Raw genomic sequence first — 19,933 nt, 5'->3', positions numbered from 1 at the left:
TCAGGTTGGCCTGGCGGAGAAGGTCAGCCGCCAGGCCAGCTCACCACTAGCCGGTACGACGGCCGCGTCGCCGGGGCCCGCTTCGGCGAGGTCGAAGACGCGACCGAGCATCGGTTCAACGCCAAGACTCCGGTACGGCGCTCCCTCCGGAAAGCCGGCCAGGTTCCGCCAGAGCGCGGTCGAAACTGGTTGCCCTGGGCAACTGAGGTTCGTGGTCAGCGCGGTACCCCGGTCGCGAACGGTTGCCGTCGCACAATCAACCAGCACCGCACCAACCGCCGTACCGTCCGATGGTCCGTAGATATCAAGCCCAAGAGCCGGCCATTCGGCGGACGCCCAAGGCTTGTCAGCCGGCCAACCGCCGAGCAGCGGAGCAGCCTCGGGGTAGAGGCGGCATTCACCCGCCTCCGCGGAGATCGTGGCACCCACCGCACAATCCAGCAACGCATGAGCCGCCCAGACGAACTCATAACCGGGTGGTGCCGTCAGGTGGTAGTCGACCGTGACACTGTCCGCGCTTGTGGTGAATGCGCGGGTGAGGACGGTGTTGTCGTAGGCAACCGAGTCCGACCACGGCTGGTTCCACAGTCCACCGTGGTCAGGAGTGCCGCGGACGGTTGGAAAGCATTCGTCGAGGCCGCCTGCGTCGGTGAACGTGGTGTGCCCCGTGCGCGCCCCGTCGAGCAGACCGGGCCCGGCCCACAACCATTCACGGTTGGCCAACCACAATGAAGTCCACCGACCGCCATCGGCTGCATCGATCGTCACCATTCGGCGAAGGTGCCGTCTTCTTGGGTCCAGAGGGGGTTGCGCCAGGTGTGGCCGGTTTTGTCGGCGGCTCGGACCGCTGCTTCGTCGACGGTGATGCCTAGGCCGGGGAGGGGGTTGTATTCGGCGTGACCGTTGATCCAGGTGAAGGGGGTGGGGTCGACCACGTACGAGGTCAGGTCGTTGGTGACGTTGTAGTGGATGCCTCGGCTTTGTTCCTGGATGAGGAAGTTGGGGGTGGCGAAGGAGACCTGGAGGCTGGCGGCCAGCGAGATGGGGCCCAGGGGGCAGTGGGGGGCGAGCATGGCGCCGTGGGTGTCGGCCAGGGAGGCTATGCGGCGGAGCTCGGAGATGCCGCCGGCGTGGGAGACGTCTGGTTGGACTACTGCGATGCCGGCGTTCAAAGGGCCTGCAAAGTCGGTGCGGTGGTAGAGGCGTTCGCCTAGGGCCACTGGGACGGTTGAGCTGCTGACTACGTCGGCTAGGTGGAGCATGTGTTCGGGGAGGACTGGTTCCTCGACGAACATCGGTTGGAGGTCTTCGACTGCGCGCAGGATGCGGCGGGCGCCGGCGACGCCGACTCGGCCGTGGAGGTCGATGGCTACGTCTCGGGTGTCGCCCAGTGCGGAACGGGCTGCGGAGAGGCGGGCGACGATGTCGTTGATCTCGGCAACTGATGGGGACGGGGAGATGCGGCCGCTGCCGTTCATCTTGACGGCGGTCATGCCGGCCGCGACCTGTTCGGCAACTTGGTCGGCTACGGCGGCCGGCTCATCACCACCGACCCAGGCGTAGACGCGCGCCCGGTCGCGGACCCGACCGCCGAGCAGGGACGACACAGGAGCGCCGTACACCTTGCCGGCGATGTCCCACAGCGCATGATCGAGCCCGGCGACTGCGCTCGACAGGACTGGGCCGCCGCGGTAGAAACCGCCCTTGGTGAGGATCTGCCAGTGGCGCTCGATCTGCAGCGGGTCCTGGCCGATCAAATACTCAGAGAGCACCTCGATCGCCGTACGGACGACTTCGGCGCGGCCCTCGACCACCGGCTCGCCCCAGCCGACAACGCCGTCGCTGGTCTCGATCCGGCAGAACAGCCAGCGTGGTGGAACCAAGAACGTCTCGATGCGTTCGATCTTCATGAGCCCCGCACCTCGTGCAGGTCCTCGGCGGCCTTGGCCAGCAGTTCGCGCATCGCCTGCTCGGCAGCGACCGGGTCGTGGGCCCGGATCGCTTCCAACACACGGCGGTGGCTGTGGACCGGGTCGTCCGACGGCTTCACCTTGTGGACCAGTCGGTCTCGGTCGGCCAGTCCGGTCTCCATGATCACTTCCATCTTGGTCAGCAGTTCGTTACCGGTTGCCGCCAGCAACGCTCGGTGGAAGGCAAGGTCCGCGGCCACGGTGGCGCGGTCGTCGGTGGCCGACTCCATCGCTGCCATCGCGGCATCCAGTGCCTCAAGATGCGAGTCCTGAGCCCGTACGGCGGCCAGTCGCGCGGCCGCCGGTTCGACGATCCCGCGCACCTCGTGCAGCTCCTCGAGGAGCTCGGGCCGCACGTCCGAGTCGCTGAAGTGCCAGCGGATCATGTCCGGGTCGAGCAGGTTCCAGTCCGACCGCGGCCGCACGAACGTGCCGCGCTTCTGCCGCGCGTCGACCAGTCCCTTGGCGGTCAGCACCTTCAGCGCCTCGCGGACCGCCGTCAGGCTGACCCCGAGGTCGGCCTGCAGATCGGGCACGTTGATGGTCGCGCCCTCCGGGATCGTCCCGGACAGGATGCGCTGCGCCATCACCTCCACGATCTGCCCGTGCAGTCCCCGCTGAATTCCCGCCACACTGCTCTCCCTCATGCCGAGTCCTTGACAGCGGACCAACCGCCGTCGACCACAATGCTCGCGGCGGTGACGTACGACGCCTCCGCCGACAGCAGGAACGCAATCACCTGTGCCACCTCGTCGGGCTGCCCCAGTCGCCCGGCCGCGGTCGCTTTCGCGCTACGAGCAAGATCCTCAGGCCCGTATCGATCCCATGCCGCGGTCTGGATCGGACCCGGCAACACCGAGTTCACCCGGATCGAACCGCCGCACTCGACACCCAGTTGGCGAGCGAGCGCCACCAATGCGCCCTTGCTCGCCGCATACGCCGCATGCCCCGGGATCCCGGCCAATGCGTGCACAGACGACACCAGTACGACGGAACCGTCGCTCGCCGCGAGGTCGTCGTACAGGGCGCGGAACCCGAGGAACGCGGCGCTGAGGTTCACATCGATCTGCCGTTGCCACGAGGCTGGCGTCATCTCGTGAGCCGGCCGCACGTCGGAGACGTAAGCGTTGCTGACGAACCCGTCGATCGGCCCGAGCTCGTCGCGGCCGCGGGACACCACCTCGGCCCAGGTGTCGGGCGACGTCACGTCACCGACGATGCTCAGCGCTTTGCCGGGCACCTCCTTCGACGGGTGGACGTCGACCTGCACCACCGAGGCGCCCTCGGTCAGGGCACGCTCGGCACACGCCGCGCCGATCCCCGACGCGGCCCCGGTCACCACGATCACCCGCCCAGCCAGCCGCACGCGTGCCTCCTCCGAAGTCAGCTCTACCCAAGCACGTGGGCGTTGCCCCCGTAAGGACTACAGCTCCAACGATGAACGAGGCATCAGTTGATCGTGATCACTCGATCACGTCAAGCTATTTCCTCGTAATTTACGAATTAATATTGACACCTGGGATCGCTCGCCGCAAGATCGTCGGCAACACACCACTCCCTCGACTGGCACGCTGGTCGAGCAGATCTCAGGAGTTCAGGCATGACGGGTCTGGCAGCAGATCGGCGTACTTTCCTCAAGGGACTCGGGCTGCTCGGCGCGGCCACGCTGGTCCCCGGATGTGCGACCACGGCATCGAGCCCGGGCAGCGGGGCGAGCAGCGGGGCAACTGGTGAGCTCTCGCTGCAGTCGAACCTGTCGGCCGAGCAGGCCAAAGGGGCGATGGAGAAGTTGGTTGCCGCGTACAACAAGACCGGTGGGGCGCAGGTCAAGCTCAACACCGTCGCGTCCGAGATCTACCGGACCCAGCTCCCGACGTACCTGACCTCGGCCAACCCGCCGGACGTCTACACCTGGTACGCCGGATCGGTCGCCGACTCGTATGCGAAGAAGGGCCTGCTGCTCGACGTGTCGAGTGTGTGGGAGGGCCTCGGCAACTATCCGAAGGCGATGCAGACGCTGTCGACGAGCAGTTCCGGCGAGAAGATCTTCGTGCCGACTAGCTACTACTGGTGGGGCATGTTCTACCGCAAGTCGAACTTCGAGAAGTGGGGTGTCACCCCACCGAAGACCTGGGACGAGTTCCTGGCGGTCTGCAAAACCATTCAGAGCAAGGGCGTTCCGCCGATCGGTATCGGGCTCGGCGACACCCCGTGGGTGGCCTCGGCCTGGTTCGACTACCTGAACATCCGGATCAACGGAGCGCCGTTCCACCGCGACCTGCTGGCCGGCCGCGGCCGCTTCGACGACCCGAAGGTGAAGGCCGTCTTCACCAAGTGGCAGGAAGCGCTGCCGTACTTCGACCCGAAGGGCAAGTCGTTCCCCTTCCAGGAGGCGACCTCCGCGCTGCTCGGCGGTAAGACCGGCATGTTCCTGATCGGCACCTTCTTCGCGGACTCCGCACCGAAGGACGCCCTGGACGACATCGACTTCTTCCAGTTCCCGATCATCGACCCGGCCGTCCCGGTCGCCGAAGAGGCGCCGACCGACGGTTACTTCGCCTCCAAGAAGGCCAAGGACCCCGAGGGCGTGAAGAAGTTCATGACCTGGCTGGCCACGGCCGAGGCACAGGAGATCTACGTCCAGAGCTCCTCCGGTACGGCGATCCCGGCGAACCCGGACGGCAAGTCCGCGGACACCCCGCTGGTGAAGAAGGGTAAGGCGATGATCGAGAGCGCCGCCGAGCTCACCCAGTTCTTCAACCGCGACTCGAGCGACGCCCTCCAGCCCACGGCCGACGCCGCGCTGACCAAGTTCCTCGACAAGCCGGACCAGATCGACAAGATCCTCAAGGACTGGCAAGCCGCGGCCGAGAAGGTATTCAAGGCTTGACGTCCTCCCCGTCCGAAGAGGACGAGGATTTCAACAACTACGCGGAGGTAGTGAGTTGAGGTTCACGCTTCAGCGAGACCCGTACTGGCGTCTCTCTGCGTGCACTGACGGCCCGTCCGGCCGCGATGTTGATAGCTGCGTTCACGTCCGCGTTGGCCTGATGCCCGCACGCTGCGCACTGGAAGACCGCTTGGCTCTTGCGGTTGTCCGGTGCGCAGTGCCCGCAGGCACTACAGGTCTGGGATGTGTACGCGGCCGGAACCTTCTGGACCCGTCCTGGAGCTTTGTCCTCGAGGCGCTGCACCAGCATCGCCCAGCCGTTAGCGAGGATGCCGCGATGGAGCCCGGCCTTCGCGCGTCGATTGTTGGGCAGGAAACTGCCAGGACGATCGGGGTCCTTCTTGGGTCCAGGGCGTCTCACCATGTGGCTGACGCGCAGGTCTTCGACGCGGATGAGATCAAAGCGGCGCGCGAGGTCAGTGCTGGTTTTCTCGACCCAGTCCTTGCGACGGTTCTTCGCACGCTCATCGATCTTCGCTATGGAGGCCTTGAGTTTTTGGCTGCGGCGGGAACCGGGCCGGCTCCGAGACAGTCTGCGTTGCAGATCCTTCCGCTGTACCTGCGAGGCCTCCGACGAGGCGGGACTGAACAGCAGTTCGCCAGTGGACAGCGCCGCCGCCACGGTCACTCCCCGATCGACTCCAACAGTTTGCCCTGTTCCTGGCCCCGGAATCGGTGGCGGGACAACCGCAAAGGCGAGGTGCCAATTGCCCGCGCTGTCACAGGTGACTCGGTAGGACTTGGCGGCCGGGACAGCACGCGACAGGCGGAATCGCACCCAGCCGATCTTCGGGATGTTTGCCGCAGCCCACTTCCTGCTGAGCTTCTTTACCCGAGCTGCTTGCTGACCTACGATGCGGAAGCCGAGCCGGCGTCCAGCCTTTCGCCACGTCGGCCTCCGGTGAGTGCCTCCGAAGAAGTTCTTCACGGCCTGGTCAAAGTCGCGCAACGCCTGCTGCTGCACCGTCTGCGATCCGGCCCGCAACCAAGCGAACTCTGCACGAGCCTCAGTCAGCTGCCGACACTGCTCTGCAAAACCTGGCACCGGGCCTCTGTCCCGGGTCCACATGGACCATTGCTCAAGAGCCAGGTTCCAGACATACCGAGCATGCGCGCACTGCTCAAGCAGCGCAGCTCGCTGCGTAGACGTCGGGTACAGCCGGAAGCGGGACACATCTGTCATCCCAGCAGACGGCACCGACAATTCTCAGTTTCCGAAGGGAGGCAGTCGCAGCACACCCTTGTCCCAGTGGGCCAGGGCATTCTGCGACGACTTATCTGATGTCGACAGTGATCGAGACTGCGGTGCCTGAGACGCACGCCGGCTCCGGGACGGGCAGGGGTGGCGATCGCCGTACGAAGAAACCGTGGCGGGTTTCGCCGCTCATCCTGGTGTTCGTCTTTGTGCCGTTCGTGGTCGAGGCGGTGTGGGTGTTCTGGCCGGCGCTGCAAGGGTTCTGGTTGGCGTTGACTCGGTGGGACGGGTTGTCGGCGCCGACGTTTGTTGGGCTCGGCAACTTCCGGGACATGGTGTCGGATCCGATCTTCCGGACGGCATTGAAGAACACAGCCATCTGGCTGGTGCTGTTCGGTGGACTGAGCGTGGCCGGTGGATTCGGGATGGCGTTGCTGTTGCAGCGGGAACGCCGTGGGGTGGGGATCTACCGGGCCGCTCTGTTCACTCCGGTCGTGTTCTCGCTGGTGGTGACCGCGCTGATCTGGCGCGTGTTCTACCAGCCGGACGGACTGGTCGACTCGATCCTGCGTGGGGTCGGTCTCGGCGACTTCATCCGGCCGTGGCTGGCTGATCCCGACACTGCCTTGTACGCCGTGATCCTGCCGGCGCTGTGGCGTCAGATCGGCTATGTCATGGTGCTGTACCTGGCCGGTCTGAAGGCTGTTGATCCGGCGCTGTATGAGGCGGCGAAGGTTGATGGCGCGTCGGCTTGGCAGCGGACCCGGTACGTGACGATCCCGCAGTTGAAGGGCGTCAACTCGGTCGTGCTGTCGGTGATCGTGATCGACTCCCTGCGCTCCTTCGACATCGTCTGGTCGATGACCAAGGGCGGCCCGTACCACTCGTCCGAGCTACTCAGTACATACATGTACTCGACTGCATTCCAATCAACGCAGCTCGGCTATGCGTCGGCAATCGCCGTGGTGATCTTCATCCTCGCCCTGGCCGTGATCCTCGGCTACCTGATTCGCGCGTTCAAGGAGGAGGCATGAATCGCCTGAAGACGGCCGGGTATCACCTGTCGATGGGGCTGGTGTCGTTCCTGTGGATCGCGCCGATCCTGTGGGTGATCGTGATCTCGTTCCGCAGCTTCGACGATGTCGCGGCGAACGGGCTCGGATCGCTGCCGCACTCGTTCACCTTGTCGACTTATCAGCAGGCTTGGGAGGACGCCGACGAGTTCCGGGCATTGATCAACAGTTTACTGGTGACGATTCCGGCGGTCCTGCTGAGTCTCGGGCTGGCGTCGATCGCGGCGTACGGGTTGGCGCGGTACAACATCCCGTTCCGGCGGACGGTGTTGCTGCTGATGTTGATGGGCAACCTGCTGCCGCCGCAGATCCTGTTGATCCCGATCTCGCGCTTCGTGGAATTGATCGGGTACTACGACACATTGATCGCATTGATCGCTGTCCATGTTGGGTTCGGGCTCGGGTTCTACACGTTCGTACTGCATGGGTTCATGCGGGATCTACCGCGGGAGATCCAGGAGGCGGCGACGATCGACGGGGCCGGTCCGGGGAAGATCTACGCGAGCGTGATCCTGCCGTTGACCCGACCGGCGATGGCAGCGCTCGGTGCACTGTCGTTCACGTGGATCTTCAATGATCTGTTGTGGTCGATCACGGTCATCCGCTCCGGCGAGAAGATGCCGGTGACGCCCGCGTTGCTGGGTCTGCAGGGTCTGTTCGTGTCATCGTGGAACGTCATTGCTGCCGGCACCGTGATAGCCGCCGTACCGACTGTGGCGGTGTTCCTGCGGTTCCAGAAGCACTTCGTCGGTGGATTGGCGATCGGAGCCGTCAAGTGAAGACCTGGACGTTGCGCGGAGCAACCACCTCGTACGTTGTCGGTGTCCCCGCGCACGGCGAGTGGGCCCAACTAGTTGCCTGGGGCCCGCACGCGGTAGCCGACGGTCCGTCGACAGTCGCGCCGGTGGGAACCGAACACTTCCTCCCACGAGCCGACGTGGAACCCCTCGAGTACGCCGTCCGCGGCGTGAGGTACGCCGCCCCGGTCGACCTGGTGGTGAGCGGCCCCGATGGGGTCGACGAGCTCCGACCGGTGTTCGTGGATGGGGTTGATGGAGAAGACAGCCTGGAACTGAACTTCGCAGACCCGAATCGTCGTGTTCGGCTCACGCTGAACTACAGGGTCGAGGGTGATGCGGTGGAGCGGTGGGTTGCTGTTCGCAACGACGGTGACGAGGTGCTCACGTTGCATCGGCATGACTCTGCGGGGTTTGTCGTGCCTGGTGGGAACACCGTCAGGTACTTGTGGGGTGAGTGGAACAGCGAGTTTCAGCAGGGTGCGATCACGCTGGAGCGGGGGCGGTTTACCGTCAACAGTGCTCAAGGGATTACCGGGCACTCGTACTCGCCGTTCCTGTCGGTCGACGGGGATGTGGCGTACGGCGTGCAGCTGGCCTGGAGTGGTTCTTGGGAGCTGACCGCGGATGCGGACACGACTGGAACCATCAGAATCCAGGCTGGTCGGGTCTCGTCGAGTCAGGGGCTGCAGTTGGAGCCGGGGGAGACGTGGACTTCGCCCAAGGCGGTCGGGGCTTGTAGTGCTGAGGGTGCGGACGGGCTGGCTCGGGTGTTCCACGAGTACGAGCGGGCGCGGTCGAGGGGGCGTACGCCGAAGGTGTTGTACAACTCGTGGTTCGCGACCGAGTTCGACATCCGGGCCGAGCATCAGCTCGAACTCGCCCGGCGGGCGGCTGGGATCGGCGTCGAGACGTTCGTGGTCGACGACGGGTGGTTCATCGGCCGGAACGACGATGCGGGCGGGCTCGGTGACTGGGAGGTGGATCCGGTCAAGTTCCCGCAAGGCCTCGACACGTTCATCGGCGAGCTGAAGGAGCTCGGGCTCGACTTCGGGTTGTGGGTCGAGCCCGAGTCGGTCAACCCACGGTCGCGGCTGGCCGCCGAGCACCCGGAGTGGATCCTGCGGACTGCCGGCCGGGAACCGGTGTTGATCCGGAACCAGTTGTTACTGGACTTGAGCCGTGATGACGTGACTGCCTTTGTGTGGTCAACACTTGATCAACTGTTGTCAACGTATGACATCACCTACTTGAAGTGGGACGCGAACCGGCCACGTCTGGACAGTGGTGATCAACGTCGCGACCTCGACGGTCAAGTGGTGACCAACCTGTACGCGATCCTCGATCGGCTGCGCATCGAGCACCCGGACGTGCTCGTCGAAGGATGCGCCGGTGGTGGTGCACGGGTCGATCTCGGGATGGCGGCACGCGTCGACACGTTGTGGCCGAGTGACAACACGGCCCCGCTGGATCGGCTCAGGATCCAGCACGGTTTCCGGACCGGGTTCGCGCCGCATCTGATGAGTTCGTGGGTGACCGATGCCGAAGGTACCCACGACGGCCGGGAGCGTTCGCTCGACTTCCGCTTCCATGTCGCGATGGCCGGCGTACTGGGGATCGGTGCGGACCTGTCCCGCTGGACCGATGACCAGTTGAAGACCGCGGCCCGGCATATCGAGCAGTACAAGGACATCCGCGACCTGGTCGTCGACGGCAAGGTCTACGGATTGACGGACGGCGTCCAGTACGTCGGCGCCGACAGGTCCGTGGTGTTTCGGTGGGAAACCGGTGACGGCAACGTGCGCGGCACCTTGCCGACCCGGGTACGGCGGGTCCCACTGGCCGGGCTCGACCCGGCGAAGAACTACCGGGTCGGATCCGAGATCCTCCCGGGCAGCTACCTGCTGCAGGTCGGCGTCGCCTTCGATGACGGCGCCGACTCGCACTGCCTGGTCGTCGAGGCACTCGACTGACCGTTCCGCTCAACGGCAGCAAAGGAAGAAGGAAATGAAACGACTCTGTGCTCGTTTCTCAGCTGGAGTGATCGCGGCGGCCCTGGTGGCCGGCGCATTCGCGACCACTGCGACGACCACGGCTGTTGCGGCTCAGGCAACAGCACCGGTCCTGAGCCCGACGCCGTACCAGGGCTGGAACACCTACTACGGTCTCGGTGGCGACTTCACCGAGGACACCATCAAGTCGGTCGCCGACTCGCTGGTGAGCCGCGGGCTCGCCAAGGCCGGCTACGACATCGTTTGGCTGGACGGCGGTTGGCAGGCCGACCAGTCGCGCAGCGCGGCCGGTGACCTGGTCGCGAACCCGGCGAAGTTCCCGAACGGGCTGAAGCCGCTGGTCGACTACATCCACAGCAAGGGACTCAAGGCCGGCATCTACACCGACGCCGGTCCGTACATCCCTGGCAAGTGTGGGCTCGGCAGCGGCGGCTACTACCAGCGTGACGCCGACCAGTTCGCCGCGTGGGGATTCGACGCGGTGAAGGTCGACTACCTGTGCGGGATCGCGGCGGACCTGGACCCGAAGACGGTCTTCACCGAGTTCGCCCAGGCGCTGCGGAACAACGCGAGCCACCGGCCGATGATCTTCAACCTGTGCAACCCGGTGACCTCGCCGGACTGGGGCAACTACCCCGAGTCGCAGCAGTCGATCAACTCGTGGTCGTACGCACCGGGGATCGCGCAGTCCTGGCGGACCTACACCGATGTCGGCTTCCAGGGCGACATCAAGTTCAAGGACGTGCTGCGGAACTACGACGCGAACGCGCGGCACCCGGAGGTCGTGAAGCCGGGTGCGTTCAGCGACCCGGACTATCTGGCGCCGGAGCTTGGGATGTCGGATGAGGAGTTCCGTTCCCAGCTCACGCTGTGGGCGGTCGCCGCTGCGCCGCTGGTCGTGGGTAGCGACGTGCGGAAGCTGAGCGCGACCACGATCTCGATGCTGACCGATCCCGACGTACTGGCGATCAACCAGGACAAGGCTGCAGTGCAGGCGGTTCGGGTCGGTGCTGCTGGTACGACGGAGACCTGGGTGAAGCGGTTGGCCGACGGCTCGCGCGCGGTGGTGCTGCTGAACCGAGGGGACAGCGCTCGCACGTTGACCACGACTGCGCAGGCGGTCGGGCTGAGCGGGGCGCGGTTCACGTTGAAGAACGCTTGGACGAACAAGGTCACCGAGAGCGCGGGCACGATCAGCGCAGCTGTGCCGGCACACGGTACGGCGCTCTTCCGGGTCTCGTCGGCGGTTGGTGTGCCGGGTGCATCGCATGTGACGGCCGGGATTCCGCAGGTGACGAAGGTCGGGACGGATGTCCAGCCTGAGGGTGCGGCGCCGGTGGTTGCCGGTGGCGACGAACTGACCGTGCAGGTTGCTGTTCGCAACGATGGGCTGCTGCCGGTGCTGAAGCCGGCCGTGACTCTTGCTGGTGGTACCGGGTGGACGGTGAAGTCGTTGACGACGGCGCCGGTGTTGATTGCTGGGGGCAAACAAGCGACGTTCGGGTTCACGGTGAAGCTGCCGGCGAATGCTGCGCCTGGTACGGCGAGCTTGACGGCAACTACGTCGTACGAGGCGGTTGGGTACGGCGTGCAGCGGCTGACGACCTCGTTGTCGCCGGTCGTGGTTGCGCCGGTACCGCCGGATGGGACCGTGCCGCTGTCGCACCATCAGTGGATCACCGCGACCAGCGGCTGGATGTCGCCGACCATCGACGAGAGTGTCGGTGGCGGGAACCCGATCAAGCTGACGGGGACGACGTACTCGACTGGTATCGGGGTCGCTTCGCCTTCGCTGGTTCGGTACTACCTGGGTAAGGCGTGTACGCGACTGAGCGGGACGGTCGGGATCGACGATGTCGTGGGGAATGTCGGGCCGGATGGCGGTACGTCGACATTCCAGGTCGTCGGTGACGGGAAGGTGCTGTTCGACAGTGGAGTGGTTGATCGGTTCACGCCGAAGCCGTTCGATGTCGATCTGACCAACGTCCGCGTCCTCGACCTCGTGGTCGGCGACGCCGGCGACGGCGGCTACAACGACCGCGCCGACTGGGCAGCCCCGACTGCTACCTGCTGACGCGATGGAGGGGCGGACCGTTTGTGGTCCGCCCCTTTGTCATGTCGTGTCAGTGCCAGTCGATCTCGGAGGACTTGAAGTAGGTCCAGCCGCGGTGGTTCCAGGTGGGGGATTGGGCGGCTAGGTGGGCGGCGTAGGTGGGCCAGTCGGTGGGGGTGGTGTGGGACCAGGCCCTTTCGGCGGCGCCGGGGAGGCGGGGGAGGAGCAGGAACTCGAGGTCGTCGCGGCTCGTGACGGTCTCGCACCAGACGGCGGCTTCGATACCGGCGAGCTGGTCGTCGGAGGTGACACCGGGGGTGTTGTCGACCGGGTCCCAGGCGATGCCGTCCTGGATGCTGGCCGGTTGGTAGGCGCGGAGGCCTACGCGGGCTCGGGTTTCCTCTTGCGCCGGATCGTTGGACGGGGCGGCGTGGGGGCGGTCGAAGTACAGGTAGGTGGTGGCGGAGACGAGCAGTTTGCTGCCGCGTTCCAGGGCTTTCGGTACGTCGTGTCTGGCCTTGGCGAGGTGTTCGATCAGGAACTCGGGGATGTCGGGGCGTGCGGAGATCGCGTCGATGTCCTGGATGTCGAGCCAGTACTGCGTGAGGTCGGATTGCGCCGTGTTGGCGCGGGCGGTTTCCTGCCAGCCGACGACTTGTTTGCCTTTCGCGCGGACGAGGTCGGCGGCGCGTCGTACGAAGGCTGCGTGTGCTTCGTCGGACATGCCCCAGGCTTCGTCGCCGCCGATGTGCAGGTACGCCGAGCGGGGGAATTGTGGGATGAGCGCGTCCGCTACGTCCTCGACGAAGGTCCAGACTTCGGGGTCGGCCGGGTCGAGGGAGTGGAACTCGAGGTGGCCGCCGTTCGGGAGCGGGATGCCGGGGAGCTCGGTGGTGAGGTCGGGGTACGCGCGGGATACGGCGCCGGTGTGGCCGGGGAAGTCGATCTCCGGGACGAGGGTGACGAAGCGTTCTTCGGCGTACCGGTTGAGCTCGGCTAGCTCGAGTGGGGTGTAGTAGCCGCCTGGTCGGTCGGCCATGGCGCCGAGGGAGCCGAATTTGATCAGCTCGGGGCGTGCGGCGACTTCGAAACGCCAGCCTTGGTCGTCGGTGAGATGCAGGTGCAGGACGTTGAGTTTGTAGAGCGCGCACATGTCGATCACCCGTCGTACCGTCTCGGGTGGGTGGAACGTCCGCACCACATCGAACGAAAGGCCGCGCCAGGCGAACCGCGGGCCGTCGATGATGCGCTGGCACGGGATGTCGGTGCCGTGTACGGCGATCAGTTGGCGAAGCGTGGTGAGCCCACGGAACACCCCTTCCTCCGTTGCACCCCAAACGTGGATCCCCTCGGGGCTCACCTCCAGCCCGTACCTCTCATCCACCTCCACCCCATCAGCCCGAACTCCAGCCACCGCCGGTACGACGTCCAGCCCCGCCGAGCTGAGTGTCAGCCGAACCGCTGAGGCCGCGTCGGCTGAGCTCGCACCGGCTGAGAACAGCTGTAGGTGTGGGGAATCCAGCCGGGTGTCGCCCAGGAACTGGGTGGCGACGGCGGTTAGCTCGGGCGAGCCGATGGTGATGGCGGTCCGCTGAGGTGAGCCGGTGGTGATGGGGTTGTCGGGGGCGAGGCTGAAGGTGCCCTCGCCCGGGATGGCGGAGGTGGGGCTGGGGATCATCTCGTGCTCCGGCGGGGTTGAGGTGGTAGTCGACGGCGCGAGCCAGCTGATGCCAGCCGTGCAAGGCGGGGGTGGAGCCGTGCAAGGTGGGGCGGGGTGGAGCTGTATCGGGGCGGACGATGGTGCCGTGGACCAGGTTCGCATGACGCGGGGTGAGTTGTGGGCGCGGCCGGACCTGCGCCACTGTCCAACACCATCTGCGACCCTGCGGACAGCACGCGCTGAGCGTGAACCGCGAGGGCAATCCGAGGTTGGACAGTGGGGGCGGTCCGCCCACCCGGCCTTCCATCGTTCACCGACCCGACCGACCCGACCGACCCGACCGACCCGACCGACCCGACCGACCCGACCATCCCGCCGTCCCGCGTATACCCCGTTGCGCCGCCGATCGTGGTGATCCTCCCAGCGACAGGACGTAAACGCCCACTGGTGCTTGTCGCCCGCGCTCAGTGCGGGGCCGCGGGTGCTTGGTGGAGGTATACGTCCTGTCGGTCGGAAGGTCGGAAGGTTGCAGGGGCAGAGCTAACGGGTTAGGGGGCGGCAGAGGAGGGCGTCGGGGGTGCCGGAGGCGCCTGCGCGGGTGGTGAAGGCTATGCCGGCGATGTATTCGGTGGTGGTGCATTGGCCTTTGTAGTGGCCCGGGGCGAAGTCGCCGCCTTGGGCGGGGCGGTTGTCAGAGCGGTCGAACCAGAGGGTTCGGCCGGTGGTGGGTAGGGGTTGGGTGGTGGGGGTGCAGAGGATGGAGGAGAGGCGGGCGCCTCGGACGGCGTAGCCGGTGACCTGGTGGTTGGGGGCGCATTGGAGCTTGGTGTAGCCGGAGGCCCAGTCGGTGGTGACGTGGCGTTCGTCTTTGACTACCTCGTAGGGAGCGGATGAAACAGCGAGGCCGGAGGTGCAGAGGGCTCGGTTGCTGGTGTGGGCCAGGCCGATGAGGCGGAGGCCGTCGGGGCAGGCGGCTTTGCGGGCGCCGTTGTCCCAGTCGCCGGCGGCTCGCATGCGGAGGGATTGGACGAAGTCGCCGTGGTCGGGGCTGAGCATTTTCCAGACAGTCGCTGACGGAACAGGTCCGGTGCGAGAGGGGGCGTTCATGAGACGGGTCCAGGCGGGGGCTCGCCAGTCGTCGCCGTCGTAGAGGGCCATGCGGTGGCCGGCGGAGTCCCAGTGCAGGAGGGCCCAGCCGTTGCCGGTGCGGTTGGTGTGCCAGCCGACCAGGGGCCAGTAGGCGAAGTCGGCGTCGGTGCGGATCAGTTCGTCGACGAAGCGTTCGTACCAGGCGCGCGGCAACGCACCGGTCTCCTCGCGACCGCCGACACCGAACTCGCTGATCCACACCGGCGCGGTGAAGTGCCCCTCCTCGCCGGACACGAAGAACGCTTGTCGGTTCAGTTCGCTGACGAGTTCGGACGGCGACAGATCCTGGTACCGCGGATCGGTCGTCTCGCCGGTTCCGGTCGCGCCGCTGTGCCGGGGACCGGTGTAGCCGTAGAAGTGGGCGGCGTACACGAGCTTGTTCGAGGCAACCAATGTGTGCGATAAGCCGCGGGCCGGGGTGAGGGTCGGGCGGTCGTGGGGGAAGCCGTCGACCGGGATGCCGGTCCAATTGATGCCTTCGACAACGATCAGCAGGTTCGGGTTGGCCTCGGTGAGGATGCGGTCGCCGAGATGCTGGGAGGCGGCGAACCAGTCGTGGTCGTTGCCCCAGCCCCAGTTCGGGTCGTCGAAGACGTTGCGCCGTACCTCGTTGTAGAGATCCGCGCCGACGACTCGCGGATTCGTCTTGTAGCGGTTGACCATGAACAGCCAGTCGCTCTCCCACACAGCTGTGGACTGGCTGGTGTTCCAGCGCTCGTTCCCGTCGACCCCGCAACACCACCGGGTGGTCGCCGTGTGGTTGTTAAGGATGACCGCGAACCCGGCGGCAGTCAGCTCCTCTACGACGACGTCGTACACCTGGAGTGGTGTCTTCCCCCGCAACCCCGGGTTCGCCGCAACAGCGCTATCCGGGACCGCGACAGTGTCGTGGATCATCTGGTTGGAGAACTGGAGCCGGATGCTGTTCAGGCCGAGTTCGGCGAAGCCGGAGATGATCGAGGCCATCGGTGCGCGGTCGAGACCGAGCGGGATGCGGTTGCTGTTCTCGCCGGCGTGATGGTTGGCGTTGTCGGCCTGATCGCCGGAACCGTTCCAGGTTCCGGAGGCGCCGTGCCAGTTGCCGGACTTCAGCCGGAAACGATTCCCGTCGGCGTCGACGATCCATCGCCCCTTGGTGCTCAGGGGCGCGGTCCAGCCGCTCACCAAAGGCTCAGCGACGGGAGTGGCGGAAGCGGGAGTGAGAGGAAAGACCAGTAGGGCGAGTACGACGAGAAGTCGGCGCATGGCTCACCTGTCCCCAGGTTGGTGGTGCGCGGGCGGGGTGATGGCCGGAGGCTTCGCGGGACCACCGGCCACCACGCAGTTATTGGACCAGATCAGGAGTGCCACTGGGGAGAGCGCTGTCATCGGTGGATTCTTTCCAGCTTCGCCGATCAGTCGTTTGGTAGTGACATCCGGTTCATCATGAGGCAGTCTCCTCTTTGTCGGAAACCGCTTGCTTGGGCCGTATTGGAGGCAGAAATGCGCAGAGCGCCACGGTTGGTGTCGACTCTGGTGTTGATCGGCGTGGGGTTGGGTGGAGGGCACGCGGCCGCCGGAGGTGGTGGGCAGGCCCCGGTGCCGGTCCAGCTGGTTTCGATCACGGACTTCCACGGGTATCTGAAGCCGCCGTCGCCCGCGGACGGCGGGACGATCGCGGGTCCGGACGGGAAACCGCAGGTGGTCGGCGGGGCGGCGTACCTGGCGACGCATCTGAAGACCATCCGCGCCGGGCACCGGAACTCGATCATGTTCGCCGACGGTGACAGCTTCGCGGGCTGGCCGTTCGAGGTGGACGCGCATGGGGATGAGCCGACGATCGAGACGCTGAACGCGCTCGGCGTCGAGTTCTCCAGCGTCGGCAACCACGAGCTGGACGTGTCGAAGAGCTTCCTGGTCGACCACATGACCAAGGGCAAGTGCTTCGGCACGCCGGGCGTGGACAGCTGCTTCAAGGACTCGACCGGCCGCCGCTTCCATGGTGCCGACTTCGACTTCCAGACCGCGAACATCGTCGACAAGAAGGGTCGCCCGATCGTCGCGCCGTACACGATCCGCTGGGTGAGCGACCACGGTCGCAGCTTCCCGGTCGGCTTCATCGGCCTGACGGTTCCGGATGCGCCCGTCGGCAGTACGTCGTACCAGCCGGATCTGAAGGCACTCGACCCAACCGAGTCCGCGAACCGCGCTGCCGCCGAGCTGACCCGACGTGGGGTGAAGGCGATCGTGCTGAACATGCACGAGGGCGGGACCGACGCATCGCCGACGTACGACAACTGCGTCAACCCGACCGGTCCGGCGATCGAGCTCGCTCGTAAGGTGACTCCGCAGATCGACGCAATCGTCACCGGGCACTGGCACTCGGCGTTCAACTGCAGCATCCCCGACCCGGCCGGCAATCCGCGCCCGGTCGTCGAGGCGGCGAACCACGGCCGGCTGATCAGCGAGATCAACCTGCAGCTCGACCGCCGTACCGGTGAGGTTCTGCGCGACCTGACCACCTCGACCAATCACGCGGTCACGCGTGATGTCACCCCGGACCCGAAGCTGCAGAAGATCGTCGACTACTGGTCGGCCGCGGGAGAGCGCAAGTACGCCGAACCTGTCGCGACCGTGACCGGCGACTTCACCCGCACCGCGAACGCGGTCGGCGAGAGCACGATGGCAGACCTGGCAGCCGACGTACACCTCTGGACCGCACGCAGCTTCGGAAAGACCGACCTTGGGTTGATCGCAGCCAAGCCGGCCACCGGTTCCACCGCACTGCGCGGCGATCTCCTGGTTGCCAACAGCAACAAACCAGGTGACGCGGACGGACGGGTACTGCTCGGCGAATCGTGGGAGGCCTACGGCTACGGCAACCCGGTGCTCACGGTCAGCCTGACCGGGGCTGAGCTGGATTCCGTACTCGAGCAGCAGTGGCAGACGCAGCCGAACGGCACGGTGAAGTTCGCGCCGCTCGCGGCTTCGAAGAACGTCAGGTACAGCTTCGACGCGAGCCGTCCGGTCGGCGACCGAGTGGACCCCAAAGATGTCCTGATCGACGGAGTGGCACTGGATCCGGCCAAGACCTACCGCGTCGCCGCGCTGGCGTACACGGTGATCGGCGCCGACGGTTACACAGCGTTCAAGAGTTACTACACCGACCCTGTCCGCACGGACACTGATCACGAGACCTTCGCGTCCTACCTCCGGGCGCACAAGACGATCACCCCGGCGCCGCGCGATCGGGTCACGCAAAAGGGCTGACAACCGTTGCCCCCTGAGCTCCGTACTCATCGGTGACGGAATGAGCGAGGGGACACAACAGATGGCGCGAGGAACACGGGACGAGGAGTTCAGCGAGTACGTCGCTCAGCGGCGTACTCAGCTGCGTCGCATCGCCTACCTGCTCTGTGGTGATGTGCACAAGGCGGAGGACCTGGTCCAGACGGCATTGATGAAGCTGTACGTCGCCTGGCACCGGGTGCAGCGCGAGGGCAACATTGACGCCTATGTACGGCGGATCCTGGTGAACTCGGGGATCGACGAGAGCCGCCGGCCGTGGCGCCGGGAGGAATCCGGGCTGGACGGGTTGGACCCGGCCGCTGAGGAGGGGCTCGCGGTCGAGGATCGGCGGGTGCTGATCGAGGCGCTGGCGAGTCTGCCGCTCGGTCAGCGCCGAGTGGTGATCCTGCGGTACTTCGTCGGCCTGTCGGTCGACGAGACCGCCACCGACCTCAACTGCGGCACCGGAACCGTGAAGAGCCAGAGCGCGCGTGCCCTCGCCCGACTGAACGACTTGCTGAGTGCCCAGTTTCGGGCTGTAGGAGGACACCGATGATGGACGAGCAGCTGCTCATGGAGCGACTGACCGATGCCGCTGCCGCGCAGGACGACCTGCTGCCGCGCGCAGTCGCCGACGACCTGGCGGCTGGGCGTCGCCGCCTCCGCCGGCGCCGGTTTCTGGCCGGTGGTACGGCGCTGATCGCGGCTGGCGCGGTCGCCGTCGCCACCATCGGGATGAGCGGCGCGCTGCGGGACACGGCGCAGCTCGAGGTACCGATCGCGACCCAGAAGGCGCCGGTCAACACCCAGGCGGCTGAGGATGCGGCCGCGGTTACGAAGGTCCAGGGGTTCGACGGGCTGATGAAGAGTCTGATGTACAAGCACTTCGACCCCACCAAGAAGCACCTGAACTTCACCACCGGGCCGTTCGAGATCGACAACGATCTCGGCCACCACGGGACCCAGCGCAAGGTGGGCTGGAACGTGGCGGGCGACAAAGGCCAGGGCATGTTCCTGATCGGCCTCGACCGGACGGCGAAGGGCGCGGGCAACACGTGCGGTTCGTTCTTCGAGTTCGAGTCGCAGCCGGTGACCTGCCACGCGATCACCCTGCCGAACGGACGGACGGCGATGATCGGCAGGCAGGATCGGATGATCGAGTTCAGCTACCTGCAGCCGGACGGCGAGTTCGTGTACGTCGCGGTCGACCCGGTCTTCCGCAACAACACCACGATCCCGGTCAAGAAGATGACGATTACGGATGCACAGTTGATCGCGTTCGCCACCGACCCCGCGCTGAACCTCCCGCCGCTGACCTCGGACCAGAATGCGCAGGAGGACAAGCTGAAGGATTTCGCACCGTCCAACGATCGGATCAGGCTCGTCACGAGTCGGCATCTGCCGGGCCAGCTCGTGTTCGGCCGGGTCCACAACCCGCCCGGCGAGGCGCTTGTCGTGGGGACCTGGACGCGCGGTCCGGTCAGCGCCGAGGTGGAGGTCGGGGTCGATGCGGCGCCGATGGCCAGTGACTGCCAGTCGCAGTTGTCGGTGCCGTCGTGTGTTCCGGTGACGCTTCCGAATGGGGCGAAGGGGGAGTACCACGAAGGTGCGCGGACGTATCAGGGTGGACCGATGTACGTGATGGGTGCGACCTACCAGCAGCCGGATGGTGATCTGGCGTCCGTCCGCGTGCTGACCCCGGGGAAGAAGGCGCAGCCGGGCGGGATCACCAAAGAACAAATCCTCGCCCTGGTTGCAGATGAAGGATTGGACCGGTAGCGCACCCGCTACCCCGGGACGGGCGTGC

General features: G+C 66.0%; 15 protein-coding genes. 8 read left to right on the top strand and 7 right to left on the bottom strand.

What is annotated here, in order from left to right; translation table 11 throughout:
* From ACFTSF_RS36875 to ACFTSF_RS36860, 4 genes are read right to left on the bottom strand one after another with little or no spacing between them, the layout of a single operon-like run.
* Positions 1-771 (bottom strand): hypothetical protein, encoded by a 771-nt coding sequence (locus ACFTSF_RS36875; protein ID WP_380159693.1) that lies wholly within the window; start codon positions 769-771, stop codon positions 1-3.
* Positions 765-1,910, bottom strand: a complete 1,146-nt coding sequence (gene dgoD / locus ACFTSF_RS36870) for a galactonate dehydratase (protein WP_380159691.1) — start codon at positions 1,908-1,910, stop codon at positions 765-767. Before dgoD ends, ACFTSF_RS36875 begins: the two co-directional genes overlap by 7 nt.
* On the bottom strand, positions 1,907-2,617 hold the full coding sequence (locus tag ACFTSF_RS36865) for a FadR/GntR family transcriptional regulator (protein WP_380159690.1): 711 nt from the start codon (positions 2,615-2,617) through the stop codon (positions 1,907-1,909). The genes dgoD and ACFTSF_RS36865 overlap by 4 nt, the downstream gene beginning before the upstream one ends.
* On the bottom strand, positions 2,614-3,336 hold the full coding sequence (locus ACFTSF_RS36860) for an SDR family NAD(P)-dependent oxidoreductase (protein WP_380159688.1): 723 nt from the start codon (positions 3,334-3,336) through the stop codon (positions 2,614-2,616). The genes ACFTSF_RS36865 and ACFTSF_RS36860 overlap by 4 nt, the downstream gene beginning before the upstream one ends.
* A gap of 234 nt (positions 3,337-3,570) precedes the next feature.
* Between ACFTSF_RS36860 and ACFTSF_RS36855 the strand changes: the two genes are divergently transcribed.
* Entirely contained in the window at positions 3,571-4,860 is a 1,290-nt protein-coding gene (locus ACFTSF_RS36855) for a substrate-binding domain-containing protein (protein WP_344143945.1), read from the top strand.
* 37 nt (positions 4,861-4,897) lie between these two features.
* Here the strand turns inward: ACFTSF_RS36855 and ACFTSF_RS36850 are convergent, their stop codons facing one another.
* Complete coding sequence (locus ACFTSF_RS36850) at positions 4,898-6,103, bottom strand: RNA-guided endonuclease InsQ/TnpB family protein (RefSeq protein ID WP_380159686.1); 1,206 nt, start codon at positions 6,101-6,103, stop codon at positions 4,898-4,900.
* A gap of 98 nt (positions 6,104-6,201) precedes the next feature.
* Between ACFTSF_RS36850 and ACFTSF_RS36845 the strand changes: the two genes are divergently transcribed.
* Genes ACFTSF_RS36845 through ACFTSF_RS36830 form a run of 4 tightly spaced genes read left to right on the top strand, consistent with a single transcriptional unit; the run spans position 6,202 to position 12,071 of the window.
* Positions 6,202-7,149 (top strand): carbohydrate ABC transporter permease, encoded by a 948-nt coding sequence (locus ACFTSF_RS36845; RefSeq protein ID WP_380159684.1) that lies wholly within the window; start codon positions 6,202-6,204, stop codon positions 7,147-7,149.
* Positions 7,146-7,967 (top strand): carbohydrate ABC transporter permease, encoded by an 822-nt coding sequence (locus tag ACFTSF_RS36840; RefSeq protein WP_380159682.1) that lies wholly within the window; start codon positions 7,146-7,148, stop codon positions 7,965-7,967. Before ACFTSF_RS36845 ends, ACFTSF_RS36840 begins: the two co-directional genes overlap by 4 nt.
* Positions 7,964-9,958, top strand: a complete 1,995-nt coding sequence (locus ACFTSF_RS36835; RefSeq protein WP_380159680.1) for an alpha-galactosidase — start codon at positions 7,964-7,966, stop codon at positions 9,956-9,958. Before ACFTSF_RS36840 ends, ACFTSF_RS36835 begins: the two co-directional genes overlap by 4 nt.
* A 34-nt stretch (positions 9,959-9,992) precedes the next feature.
* Complete coding sequence (locus tag ACFTSF_RS36830) at positions 9,993-12,071, top strand: NPCBM/NEW2 domain-containing protein (protein ID WP_380159678.1); 2,079 nt, start codon at positions 9,993-9,995, stop codon at positions 12,069-12,071.
* A 49-nt stretch (positions 12,072-12,120) separates the two neighbouring features.
* Here the strand turns inward: ACFTSF_RS36830 and ACFTSF_RS36825 are convergent, their stop codons facing one another.
* Both ACFTSF_RS36825 and ACFTSF_RS36820 read right to left on the bottom strand, forming a co-directional pair.
* A complete protein-coding gene (locus ACFTSF_RS36825) occupies positions 12,121-13,728 on the bottom strand; it encodes a family 20 glycosylhydrolase (RefSeq protein WP_380159676.1) in 1,608 nt (535 codons plus the stop codon).
* Positions 13,729-14,250: 522 nt separating this feature from the next.
* Positions 14,251-16,104: a glycoside hydrolase family 5 protein gene (locus tag ACFTSF_RS36820; protein WP_380159674.1), complete on the bottom strand. Its 1,854-nt coding sequence runs from the start codon at positions 16,102-16,104 to the stop codon at positions 14,251-14,253.
* Positions 16,105-16,341: 237 nt separating this feature from the next.
* On the opposite strand from ACFTSF_RS36820, the gene ACFTSF_RS36815 reads away from it, so the two are divergent.
* The 3 genes from ACFTSF_RS36815 to ACFTSF_RS36805 all read left to right on the top strand — a co-directional run bounded on the left by ACFTSF_RS36815 (position 16,342) and on the right by ACFTSF_RS36805 (position 19,905).
* Positions 16,342-18,108 carry a bifunctional metallophosphatase/5'-nucleotidase gene (locus ACFTSF_RS36815; protein WP_380159673.1) on the top strand — a complete coding sequence of 589 codons (1,767 nt, stop codon included), beginning with the start codon at positions 16,342-16,344 and terminating at the stop codon, positions 18,106-18,108.
* Between the two features lie 61 nt (positions 18,109-18,169).
* A complete protein-coding gene (locus ACFTSF_RS36810) occupies positions 18,170-18,682 on the top strand; it encodes a SigE family RNA polymerase sigma factor (RefSeq protein WP_380159671.1) in 513 nt (170 codons plus the stop codon).
* Positions 18,679-19,905, top strand: a complete 1,227-nt coding sequence (locus ACFTSF_RS36805) for a hypothetical protein (RefSeq protein ID WP_380159669.1) — start codon at positions 18,679-18,681, stop codon at positions 19,903-19,905. The genes ACFTSF_RS36810 and ACFTSF_RS36805 overlap by 4 nt, the downstream gene beginning before the upstream one ends.
* Positions 19,906-19,933 lie beyond the last annotated feature (28 nt).

Origin of the sequence: Kribbella sp. NPDC056951 (assembly GCF_042674205.1) — a bacterium.
In the GTDB taxonomy this organism is placed as follows: domain Bacteria; phylum Actinomycetota; class Actinomycetes; order Propionibacteriales; family Kribbellaceae; genus Kribbella; species Kribbella yunnanensis.
Note: the sequence above shows the minus strand (reverse complement) of the source record. Positions and strands in the feature narration are given on the sequence as shown.

Bases quoted from the DNA above. Each gene is read 5' to 3' on its own strand.
- ACFTSF_RS36855 (WP_344143945.1), top strand. From the start codon at position 3,571: ATGACGGGTCTGGCAGCAGATCGGCGTACTTTCCTCAAGGGACTCGGG.
- dgoD (WP_380159691.1), bottom strand. From the start codon at position 1,910: ATGAAGATCGAACGCATCGAGACGTTCTTGGTTCCACCACGCTGGCTG.
- ACFTSF_RS36805 (WP_380159669.1), top strand. From the start codon at position 18,679: ATGATGGACGAGCAGCTGCTCATGGAGCGACTGACCGATGCCGCTGCC.
- ACFTSF_RS36845 (WP_380159684.1), top strand. From the start codon at position 6,202: ATGTCGACAGTGATCGAGACTGCGGTGCCTGAGACGCACGCCGGCTCC.
- ACFTSF_RS36840 (WP_380159682.1), top strand. From the start codon at position 7,146: ATGAATCGCCTGAAGACGGCCGGGTATCACCTGTCGATGGGGCTGGTG.
- ACFTSF_RS36820 (WP_380159674.1), bottom strand. From the start codon at position 16,104: ATGCGCCGACTTCTCGTCGTACTCGCCCTACTGGTCTTTCCTCTCACT.
- ACFTSF_RS36865 (WP_380159690.1), bottom strand. From the start codon at position 2,617: ATGAGGGAGAGCAGTGTGGCGGGAATTCAGCGGGGACTGCACGGGCAG.
- ACFTSF_RS36875 (WP_380159693.1), bottom strand. From the start codon at position 771: ATGGTGACGATCGATGCAGCCGATGGCGGTCGGTGGACTTCATTGTGG.
- ACFTSF_RS36850 (WP_380159686.1), bottom strand. From the start codon at position 6,103: ATGACAGATGTGTCCCGCTTCCGGCTGTACCCGACGTCTACGCAGCGA.
- ACFTSF_RS36830 (WP_380159678.1), top strand. From the start codon at position 9,993: ATGAAACGACTCTGTGCTCGTTTCTCAGCTGGAGTGATCGCGGCGGCC.
- ACFTSF_RS36810 (WP_380159671.1), top strand. From the start codon at position 18,170: ATGGCGCGAGGAACACGGGACGAGGAGTTCAGCGAGTACGTCGCTCAG.
- ACFTSF_RS36825 (WP_380159676.1), bottom strand. From the start codon at position 13,728: ATGATCCCCAGCCCCACCTCCGCCATCCCGGGCGAGGGCACCTTCAGC.
- ACFTSF_RS36815 (WP_380159673.1), top strand. From the start codon at position 16,342: ATGCGCAGAGCGCCACGGTTGGTGTCGACTCTGGTGTTGATCGGCGTG.